The organism is Oceaniglobus trochenteri (genome assembly GCF_020529025.1).
In the GTDB taxonomy this organism is placed as follows: Bacteria; Pseudomonadota; Alphaproteobacteria; order Rhodobacterales; family Rhodobacteraceae; genus Oceaniglobus; species Oceaniglobus trochenteri.
This window is the reverse complement of record NZ_JACNMM010000022.1, coordinates 19,201-29,311: the sequence shown is the minus strand read 5'-3', so window position 1 is coordinate 29,311 and position 10,111 is coordinate 19,201. Positions and strand designations below refer to the sequence as shown.

At 59.1% G+C, this 10,111-nt stretch carries 7 protein-coding genes and 5 pseudogenes; 3 read left to right on the top strand and 9 right to left on the bottom strand.

Going from position 1 to position 10,111, the window contains the following annotated elements; all coding sequences use genetic code 11:
- Together H7828_RS22165 and H7828_RS22155 are read left to right on the top strand one after the other, a co-directional pair.
- Positions 1 to 804 (top strand): caspase family protein (locus H7828_RS22165; RefSeq protein WP_226783249.1); only part of this gene is annotated, 804 nt, incomplete at its 5' end.
- Positions 805 to 1,396: 592 nt separating this feature from the next.
- Positions 1,397 to 1,534: pseudogene (locus H7828_RS22155) on the top strand (ATP-binding protein); the annotation flags it as partial.
- A gap of 288 nt (positions 1,535 to 1,822) precedes the next feature.
- Here the strand turns inward: H7828_RS22155 and H7828_RS22150 are convergent.
- From H7828_RS22150 to H7828_RS22135, 4 genes and pseudogenes are all read right to left on the bottom strand, one after another.
- A pseudogene (locus tag H7828_RS22150) lies at positions 1,823 to 2,053 on the bottom strand (IS66 family transposase); the annotation flags it as partial.
- A 168-nt stretch (positions 2,054 to 2,221) separates the two neighbouring features.
- Positions 2,222 to 2,500, bottom strand: a pseudogene (locus H7828_RS22145) (integrase); the annotation flags it as partial.
- Between the two features lie 136 nt (positions 2,501 to 2,636).
- On the bottom strand, positions 2,637 to 3,266 hold the full coding sequence (locus tag H7828_RS22140; protein ID WP_226783248.1) for an RNA ligase family protein: 630 nt from the start codon (positions 3,264 to 3,266) through the stop codon (positions 2,637 to 2,639).
- Between the two features lie 203 nt (positions 3,267 to 3,469).
- Complete coding sequence (locus tag H7828_RS22135) at positions 3,470 to 4,477, bottom strand: LLM class flavin-dependent oxidoreductase (protein WP_226783247.1); 1,008 nt, start codon at positions 4,475 to 4,477, stop codon at positions 3,470 to 3,472.
- 222 nt (positions 4,478 to 4,699) lie between these two features.
- On the opposite strand from H7828_RS22135, the pseudogene H7828_RS22130 reads away from it, so the two are divergent.
- Positions 4,700 to 4,784 (top strand): annotated as a pseudogene (locus H7828_RS22130) (transposase); the annotation flags it as partial.
- Positions 4,785 to 4,817: 33 nt separating this feature from the next.
- Here the strand turns inward: H7828_RS22130 and H7828_RS22125 are convergent.
- From H7828_RS22125 to H7828_RS22105, 5 genes and pseudogenes are all read right to left on the bottom strand, one after another.
- A pseudogene (locus H7828_RS22125) lies at positions 4,818 to 5,318 on the bottom strand (IS3 family transposase); the annotation flags it as partial.
- Positions 5,319 to 5,676: 358 nt separating this feature from the next.
- Positions 5,677 to 7,188, bottom strand: coding sequence for a sulfatase (locus H7828_RS22120; protein WP_226783246.1), 1,512 nt, complete (start codon positions 7,186 to 7,188; stop codon positions 5,677 to 5,679).
- Between the two features lie 8 nt (positions 7,189 to 7,196).
- The gene (locus tag H7828_RS22115; RefSeq protein ID WP_226783245.1) at positions 7,197 to 8,318 is read right to left on the bottom strand and encodes an ABC transporter ATP-binding protein; all 1,122 of its coding nucleotides are present in this window, start codon (positions 8,316 to 8,318) and stop codon (positions 7,197 to 7,199) included.
- A 4-nt stretch (positions 8,319 to 8,322) separates the two neighbouring features.
- A complete protein-coding gene (locus H7828_RS22110; RefSeq protein WP_226783244.1) occupies positions 8,323 to 9,183 on the bottom strand; it encodes a carbohydrate ABC transporter permease in 861 nt (286 codons plus the stop codon).
- A 12-nt stretch (positions 9,184 to 9,195) separates the two neighbouring features.
- Positions 9,196 to 10,107, bottom strand: a complete 912-nt coding sequence (locus tag H7828_RS22105; RefSeq protein WP_226783243.1) for a carbohydrate ABC transporter permease — start codon at positions 10,105 to 10,107, stop codon at positions 9,196 to 9,198.
- Positions 10,108 to 10,111 lie beyond the last annotated feature (4 nt).

The following is a 10,111-nucleotide window of genomic DNA, read 5'->3' as shown; positions in this document are numbered from 1 at the left end:
GCGGTTTCGACTGCGAGGATTGATGTTCAGCAGGAAATAACGCGCGACAAGACAAAAACGGCCAAGAATGCGCTCTGGTTCTTCGGAGTCGGCGTGTCGCAATATGAAAACGCCTCCCAGAATCTGGAATTTGCCGCGAAGGATGCGACAGCGCTGGCTGAACTCCTGGAGAAGCAAAGTCACGGCCTGTTCTCGGAGGTGCATACCAGGGTGCTGACCAATGAGGGAGCCACCGAACGCGATGTGCGGGTCGAAATGAACGAATTCCTGTCCCGGTCGGAACCCGATGACGTGGTCATTGTCTTCATCGCCGGCCACGGAGTGACCGACAATGACCAGAACCTCTACTTCGTCACCCATGATGCCGATCTGGCGCGGCCGTATACCGGGATGAACGTGGAACGCTTCCGTTCCTTCCTCGAGACACGCCCGCTCAATCAAAGCGCCCTTCTTCTGATCGATATCTGCCATTCGGGCACCGCCGGTCGTGTCGTCTCGGAAGATGCGGTTCAAAAACTGTCGGACGGCACCGGCGCGATTGTCTTTTCGTCCTCCTCGGGGTCGGGGCTGGCCTATGAGGATTCTAGCTTTGGTGGTGGCCACGGGGCCTTCACCGCTGCCTTGCTGGACGCGCTACGCGGTATGGCGGACAGCGACACCGGCAACCGCGACGGCCAGAATTCGCTGCAGGAGATGGTGATCTTTACCTCGGCCGAAGTGCCCCGCCTGACGCAAGGCCTGCAGCGCCCGACCATTCCCATGATGGCGCAGGGCCTCGACTACGGCATTTCCGCCGCCGATTAGGGTCACGATCAGTCTCGCGTCATAGACAGAACATGCGTTGCGACAAGGGCCGCAGCGGGCAATATTGCCGAGGGCACTGTCTTTGCGAGGACGGTTTGTCGGCACACGCAGTTATGGATGAGTGGGGCCGGTCCAGACCCGAGTCGTTCCAGTGGTCGGCAAAACACAATGGCTCAAAGGTCGTTTTCGACAGGCTTGAGCACTGGTTTGCCGACAACATCAGCTAAGGCTCTACAGCGCCTGAACAATCAGCGGTGATCCTGACATTCAGGCGGGAATGCCAGCCGCCCCTTTCAGGACAAGGACAAGGAGTGTCACTGTCAAACGACATCACCAACTGACCCCTGGGCGTCACGAAGAACTGCCCCCCTTCATTCTGGGCTGAACATTTGTGTTGCCTTGCGGCGGATGGTGACGACATGGCTTGTGGTGCAGCATCCGGTCGAGGATCACGGTGGCAACTACGGGGTCGCCGAAGACGGTGCCTCATGCGCCCCCTGCCCGGTTCGAGGTCACCAGCAGGGCACCGCGTTCATAGCGGCGGCTGACCAGTTGAAAGAACAGGTGGGCAGCATCGGGCTCGAAGGGGAGGTACCTGCCGTTCAGTGCATCAGGTGGCGCGCGGCTCTTCCATCTGCTGAGCAAACTCTACGAGCGCACCAGTGTCGTCATCACCACGAACTTGAGCTTCAGTGAATGGGCGACCGTCTTTGGAGAGCAACGATCAACGCCGTGGCGGCGCGGTATGGGGTGAAGCCGAACCAGTTGTCGGCGTGGCGATGCCTGGCGAAGCAGTGGAAGCTGGTCCTGCCCTCCGCCGAGATGTCGGATGAGCCCACGGCCTTCGCCCCGCTCGTCCTGTGCGAGCCGCAGCCCCCGTAGGCGCCGCAGCCCTCGAGGCAGTTCGACGACAGCCTGCGCCTCGCCTTCGGTGACGAGACGATCGCACTTACCGCCGACACCTTGGCAGTGCGGATTGCCGAGATCGTGCATGCGCTCGGGACGTCCTCGTGATGATGCCGACCCACAGGGTGCTGCGATCGACTTGGATGCCGGAGCGGGCAAGGATCTGGCTTTGCCGGTAAAACGGCAGGTGGTCCGCGAACTTGGACACCAGCACATGGGCGATGGCACCCTCGGTCGCCAGCCCGCCCTCGATCAGCCAAGGCGCGGCGACCGCCTGGGTGAGCCCATCCGAGCAGGTACGGCAGGCATACTTCGGCCGGATGTCGACCAGCACACGAAACCTACCAGACTGCCCTCACGGACGACGGCATCGGCGAACTTCGCGACATGCTCGGGACTGCCCGGATATCGACCGAGAAATGGCAAGACTTCCTCGAGGACTTTGTCGGCGATCCAGACATCATCGCACGCGTCAAGGACATGCCACTGCGGTAACTATCGGGCGCTTACCAGGATTCTGCGTCTTGCTTTGCAGAACGGAAGCGCATTCCTTGATCTGACCGGACGCCATCACATCGACGACTTTTATCTTAACAAGATCACAACCGCGCAGCTTGCTGTCGATAGCCAGATTGAAGAGTGCCAGATCCCGGTGGTTCTCGGCCAGTTCAAGCCGAACGCGGATCGCCTAGGCATGTTTGGGTTTGAGTGGTCGTTTCTGACCGACGATCCGGCCCTTGTTCCAGGCCGGGCGAAGCGCGCGAATGGCGGGTAAGTTTGGTGTTTGCATGACTGATACTCCGATCCACCATGCCCTCCCAAATCGACAACCCGACGTTGACAAGACTTCATATCACATGATGCTGCGTTGCATCCGAGGTCGGCTCTGAGCCCAAACCTCCCAACTTGTTGCAGAGCGGCGAATGTCAGCTGTCCCGGCGGAGGCCGTTTTTTACTATCTCGGCCTTCGTCCAATGGGTGTCGCTTTGGACGTGCCCCTCACGGACATATTTCGCGACATGTGTGGCCATGTCGTTTTCAAAAAATGATGAAACAGGCCTCACAACAAAGCCTTCTTGGTTCTCAAGGTCTAAGAGGTCGAGCACCGACCGTATTGCAACGTCATCGAACCGACCTCGTTGAAGTGCAGGGACAGGCTTCACGCCCAATTCCTCAAAGCGGCCTAATGTTTCATCCCAGCCTTGGACTTCGTTATCTACGATCCAAGCAAAGCCGAGGAAATAAGACGGTAAATCGTCATAAGCCACTGAATGCTTTGCAAACAAGTATTCTCCTACAATCCGCTCATCGCCGGAAAGACTTGGCGAAATTCCAGCCGCAAACGCCTTCATCCAATCGCGGGATGCGTGGTATCCGCTGTCAGGGCTTCGGGCATGGCAACCGCCCGCGAAGATTGTCGTGTTCTCGCCGTCCATCTTTTCGGTGAACACGACTTCATCGGTACCCTGTAGATAGGTAAGGTCTTGAATGATCTTGTCATCACTCCCAACACCCGGCGAGGTAGGCAAGTGGAATGTACGTCCGTATTTCTTCATGCAAATCTAATAGCAGAACCGCTTCGCGGTAGGAAGAGCGCCGCTGAAGCGGTCCTTCATTCGGAGATGGCGAACGGCAACTTCGTCCGCTGACCATCCGTTCGCTCGTCGAGAATGCTGCGCGATGTGCGAACGGCAGGTCTGGTGAAGCCGCATTGCGGCAACAGGTTCACCCTCCAAAGGCAGGTAAGGGCCGTCTGCGCCTACGCATTCGCTGGCGCTTCCCGCAACTCGTTCAAGGCATCGGCCGCGATTTCGAACGACCTCACCCGCGCTGCATGATCGTGGATCATCCCGGTCACCATCAGTTCGTCCGGTCGATAGGTCTTGATGAGAGAGGCGAGGCCTTCCTTTACCGTTGCAGGCGAACCGGTGGCCGAACAGGACAGGGCTTGCTCTACCTGCGCCAGAACGGGCGCCGGGACTTCCAGATCGATGTCATGGGTGGGGTATGGAAGTTTGCCCGGCTTGCCGGTTCTAAGTCGTGCAAATGCGAGGAGTTGGGAAGAGCGTAGAAAGTTTGCCTCCCTATCCGTGTCCGCAGCGCAGACCCCGGCGGCAATCATCACGTGTGGTTTTGCGAGGTGGTCGGACGGTCGAAAAGTGTTGCGATAGATCGAAAGCGCCTCATCCAGCAGCGCCGGGGCGAAATGCGAGGCAAATGCATAGGGAAGACCCAAATATGCCGCCAGTTGCGCACCGTAGAGGCTGGAACCCAGGATCCAGACCGGGACATGCGTGCCCTCACCCGGGATGGCGCGAACGGATTTCCCCTCTGGCGAGGCTTCGAAATAGCCGATCAACTCCTGCACGTCCTGGGGGAAGCTGTCCTCCGGCGCCATGTGACGGCGAAGCGCCCGTGCGGTTGCCATATCGGTACCCGGCGCTCGGCCCAGTCCCAGATCGATCCGCCCGGCATGAAGCGTCGCAAGCGTTCCGAATTGTTCGGCAATGACAAGTGGCGCGTGGTTTGGCAGCATGATCCCCCCTGCGCCAATACGCATGGAATTGGTCGCAGCGGCCACATGACCGATCACGACAGCCGTCGCCGCACTGGCAATGCCGGGCATGTTATGATGTTCGGCCAGCCAATAGCGGTGATATCCGGCCCTCTCGGCCGAGCGTGCAAGGTCAACCGTATTCGCAAGGGCATCTGCCGCGGTTTCCCCTTCGACGATTGGCGAAAGATCGAGAAGCGAGAATTGCTGCATGATGGCCTCCGTTTTTCTTCAGGTAGTCACCGGAATGCACAAAGCCAAGGCCATTCACATCTTTCGCTCGGGGCGCACAGACGTTCGTAGATGTGGTCAGGTGGTCTGATCCCCGCAAACTGGACCGTTTGCAGTTGGAGCCTTCCACAGTGGTTTCCAAACTGGGAGAGGAGCGGACTCACATGAAAGGCATCGAAGTTTTCGGATGCTTAGAAGGAGTTCATTCTCAAGCAGGGCAAGGAAGGCACACCGGTGGCTGAGATCTGCCGGAAGGCTGGGATCAGCCATGCGACCTACTATAACTGGAGTGCCGGCGGATATCTGAATAGCCCCGCGTTTCTTAGACGCCTTCGGCTCTCAGTTTCCGCTGCCGTTCGAACTCGACGGGCGACAGCATCCCGTTCCTCGCGTGCTTGCGCTTGGGGTTGTAGAACATCTCGATGTAATCGAACACGTCTCGCCGTGCTTCCTCGCGGGTTCTGTAGGCCCGGCGCCTGATCCGCTCGCGCTTGAGCAGGTTGAAGAAGCTCTCTGCGACGGCGTTGTCGTGACAGTTCCCGCGGCGGCTCATCGAATGTTCAAGATTGTGGGCTCTCAGGAATGCGGCCCAATCCATGCTGGTGAACTGGCTGCCCTGGTCCGAGTGGATCAGCACCCTGACCTTCGGCTTTCGGCGCCAGACGGCCATGTGCAGGGCCAGCAATACGACGTCGGTCGTCTGGCGGCTTTGCATCGACCAGCCGACCACACGGCGGGAGTAGAGGTCGATGACCACGGCGAGGTAAGCGAAGCCCTCCAGCGTCCGGATGTAGGTGATGTCGGTCACCCAGGCCCGGTCCGGGGTGTATTGACCCAGCGGAATCTGCTCAGGTTAAGCCGCTAATCTGAATGCCTCGGCAGGCGTGCGCATGGCAAGCGCCTGGTGAGGGCGGCGGTTAGCCCCGTTCAGTGATCTGCGCGACCGCGTCCCGCTTGAACTCATCGCTGAACTTGCTGCTGCTCATCATGGCCTCCTTGCCTCAAAATTAGCGAAGAAGGCGTCCACGATACGCGGGGCTATTCAAACCCTCGAACGGAGAATGCCGCAGGAGAGGTCACTGGCCCAGTCAGGCTCACACTGCGATCATGGGGCCTAAGGTTTCGCCACGCTTGGATTCAGTTCAAGAATAAGTAAGCTTACATTCCTTGCCGATTCCGCTTCACAATCCAAGTCTTGCAAACGCTTCGGGCGGGGCGTCGTTGGCGCGCATCAGGCTTGTCATCTGGTCCGACAGCACCGCAACGACCTCAGGCGCGTCGACGAGCGGCGCCACCTGGCCCGGATCGGTCTGCAGATCAAACAGAACAGTACCCGTGTCCTGGTAGCAATCCTGCCCCATCCCGCGCAGCAAGGGCTGTTTCTCGGTGCCGGGTATTTTCAGCAACCGCGTGCCCTTGGTAAAGCTGAACGGTTCCGACAGGGTAACATCCGCAAGGTCGGTGGGATCGAACAGCGAAGCGATGCGCGTCGGCATCAGCGTGTACTCGAACAGGTCGCTTTCGCGCATCGGATCCGGATAGCGGAAATAGGTGTAGCGCCCGTCGGTGATATTCGTGGCCGCTCCGAAGGTTCCGAACAAGGCGGCTTGTCGCACAGGTTCGTCCTTGCTCAGCATCGGTAACAGTGAGTGGCCCTCGACCTCGGGCGGCGGCGTCTGCCCGAACATCTCGAGGATGGTTGGCATTAGGTCGATGGTTTGCGTCAGGGATTTGCGTCGGGTCCCGCCCTGATCCGCATGTGTGGGATGATAGATAAACAACGGAACCCGCGCAATTTCTTCATAGACAGGCATCCGGTGCTTGGCCCACCAGCCATGTTCGCCCAGAAGATAGCCATGATCCGTCGTCAGGATCAGGGCGGTGTCGGACCACATGTCGTGCTGGTCGAAATAGTCCAGGACCCGACCCAGCTGTGCATCGCAGAATGCGATCATCGCGTTGTAATTCGCCCGCAACTCTTCGCTTTCGTTGGGGCCTTCCGTCACACGTTCATAGGGCGGCCAGTCGCGGATCGGGCCATCGTAATCGGTTGGAAACCCCTCGCGGTATTTGTCCGGAGCGTGGAACGGCTCGTGCGGGTCGAAGGTTTCGATCTGCAGCAGCCAATCCTCCGCCGTACGGTTCTCGTCCAGAAACGCCAGCCCGGCATCCACGCATTGTACGGAAGGAAAGTCCTTTTCCTCGCGGATGTATTCCCGGTTGACGATGTGGTTGTGGAACAGGCTGCGCGGCTTGTCGTCGAATTGCGCCCGATGGTACTTGTCCCGCAGACGCGCCCAGGGGGCATCGATCTTGGCCTTCCACGGGTCTCGTTCCTGCCCGCGGATAAATTCATAGGTGTTGTAGCGGTTGTGATAGGTCGCACCGCCGTCTTCCCAATAGTGGTAATGATCGGTGACAAAGTGGCTGTAGACGCCATTCCGGCCCAGGATTTCCGGGAAGGAATTGTCGAATGGCTCCAGCGGCCCCCAAGTCCGGTGCAGGAAGCTAAGCCGCCCGGTATGCATGTCCCGGCGGGCGGGCATGCAGGGCAGGCTGCCGACATAATGTGTGTCGAATGTGACCGCACGCCGGGTCAGGCGGTCGAAGTTTGGCGTTGGCACACTTGTCCCGCCATAGGCGCCGAGCGAGCGGCGATTGAGCGAGTCGAACAGAAGGAAAACAGCCTTCATGATGTCACCTATTGAACCTTTCTGCCGTTCAGGCCGCGCGCACGCTGTTTCAGGGCGTTTTCATCGGAATCGAAGATGTGGCACATGGGTTGGCTAGGCGCGACCTTGACCTTGTCGCCGATGGTGACGGCGACCTCGCCCGGTGTCTTCACGACAATGGTCTCGCCGGTCGAGGTGTTGCCGAACAGGATCGTCTCGCCTCCAAGCGGCTCGACGACTTGTACCGTGATCTCAAAGGCCGAAGACGTGCCGGTCGTATCCAGCGCCAGGTGCTCGGGACGGACCCCGAACGACACCCCGTCGCCCTTGCGCGTCTGGCCTGCCTCTACTGGTACGTCGATCATGGTGCCATCGCGCAATTTGACGGTCACGGCCGAATCCGACACCGCCTCGACGGTCGCGGGGACGATATTCATCCGCGGCGAGCCGATGAACCCGGCCACGAAGGCGCTGGCCGGGTAGTGATACAATTCCATCGGCGCCCCAACCTGTTCGATCCGTCCCGCGCGCAGCACCACGATCTTGTCAGCCATGGTCATGGCTTCGGTCTGATCGTGGGTCACGTAGATCATGGTGGCATCGAGCGTATTGTGCAGCTTGGCCAGTTCTACCCGCATATCGACCCGAAGCGCGGCGTCGAGGTTGGACAGCGGCTCGTCGAACAGGAAAACCTTGGGCTCGCGCACGATGGCCCGCCCCATGGCAACCCGCTGGCGTTGACCGCCTGAAAGGGCCTTGGGCTTGCGGTCCAGCAGCGGTTCGATCTGCAGGATGCGCGCGGCCTCATTCACGCGCTGGTCGATCTCGGCCTTGGGAACGCCGGCGATCTTCAGTGCGAAACCCATGTTCTGCGCCACGGTCTTGTGCGGATACAGCGCATAGTTCTGGAACACCATTGCCAGGCCGCGCTTGGAAGCCGGAACCCGGTGAACCGCCTGCTCGCCCACGACGATCTCACCTGCCGAGATCTGTTCAAGTCCGGCAATCGAGCGCAACAGTGTGGATTTGCCACATCCCGACGGGCCGACGATAACTACGAACTCGCGATGTGCGATATCGACGTTGATGTTGTCCAGCGCCGTGAAGGATCCGTATTTCTTGGTGACGTTTCGAAGTTCAAGCTTTGCCATGATCTTACCCTTTCACAGCGCCCGCCGTCAGACCGCCCGCCAGCTTGCTTTGCAGCGGCAGGAAGATCATCAGGGCAGGTAGTGTCGTGACAGCGGACGCCGCCATGACGGCACCCCAATCTACATTCTGTTCGCCAAAGAACTGCACCAGTCCAAGCGGCATTGTCTTCAGGTTGGTGCGCGTCAGGAAGGCCAACGCAAACAGGAACTCGGTCCACATCAACAGGAAGGAATAGGTCGCGGTCGCAACCACACCCGGCAGCATGACCGGGAACACGATGGTCCAAAGCGTCTGGAACTGCGTGCAGCCGTCCATGGTCGCCGCTTCGTCCAGCTCGCGCGGGACGCTTTCCAGGTAGCCGACCAGCAGATACACCGAAAACGGGATCGAAATGGCGACATAGGATGCGATCAGACCGATATAACTGTTCAGGAAACCGATCTTGGCGAACAGCACGAACAGCGGAGTCACGAGGATGATCCAGGGGAACATCTGGCCCAGGATGACAGAGCCGAACAGCCACCTCTTCCCGCGAAAGCGTTTGCGCGAGAAGACGTAGGACGCCATCACCGAGATCACCGTGGATATGACCACCGCGATGAGGCAGACAAAGAGGCTGTTCGCGATGAACCGCCCGAAACCCGCCCGAAAGATCGTCTTGTAATGATCCAGCGTGAAGTCGAAACTGGTGGTCGAGAAAAGGGTCTCGCTGGTGCGCACTGAGCCGATCAGGATCCAAACCACCGGGAAAACCAGGAAAATCCAGACCAGGAAGGTCAGCACCAGTAGCGCGACCGTGGCATAGGGATTGCGGCGGATCGCATGCCCGCCACCCTCCTTGTTGCGTGTGAAGACACTAGCCATGTTTCATTCCCCTCAGAGCACGTCTTTGAATTCGCGCAGTGCGACCAGCCGGAAATAGATCACACCGAAAATCGCCATGATCCCGGCCATGACCATCCCGACAGCAGAGCTGTATCCAAGATGGAAATCGACAAAGCCCTTGATGTAGATGTCGGTCGCCAGGACGTTGGTGAACAACCCCGGGCCCGCACCTGTCGCCAGCCAGACGTAGATGAAGTTGTTGAAGGTCCAGAACACCAGCAGAAGCCCCATGATGACAATCGACGGCATCAGATGCGGCAACGTCACGTGGAAGAACCTGTGGATCGGACCCGCGCCGTCCATCTCGGCGGCTTCGTGCAACTCGTCAGGCACCGACTGAAGCCCCGCAAGGAATGTCAGCGTGACAAGCGGCAGGGTATTCCAGACGATGATGGTAATCAACGCCGGCCACACGGTGTTTACATTCGCAAGAAAGGCAACGGGCTCATCAATCACCCCGATATTCATCAGGAACTTGTTGATCATCCCCTGCCGCCCATCGAGCAGCCAGCGCCAGACCACGACCGCCACGATTGGCGGCGTGGCCCAGGGTACAAGCAGCAAGAGCCGCGAAATCGTCGTAAGCCGGTACCGTTTCAGCGTCGCGGAATTGAGCAGTAATGCAAGGCCAAGGCCAAGGACCAGTCGGATGACGACCGAAACCCCGGTCAACCAGAAGAGGGTGTTCCAAAGTGTGCGGTAGAAATCCTTGCTGGTCAGCAGGTCGGCGTAGTGCTCAAGCCCGACATAGGTGCCGCCTTCCTTCATTCCCAGCAGGCTAAGATCGGTGAGACTGTAGTACAGGTTCAACGCGGTCGGGTAGCCGTAGAAAAATACCAGGAACAGAAAGATCGGTGCCAGCATCAGCACGATGAATCTGCGGTCGTGCGCTTCGACATTCATGATG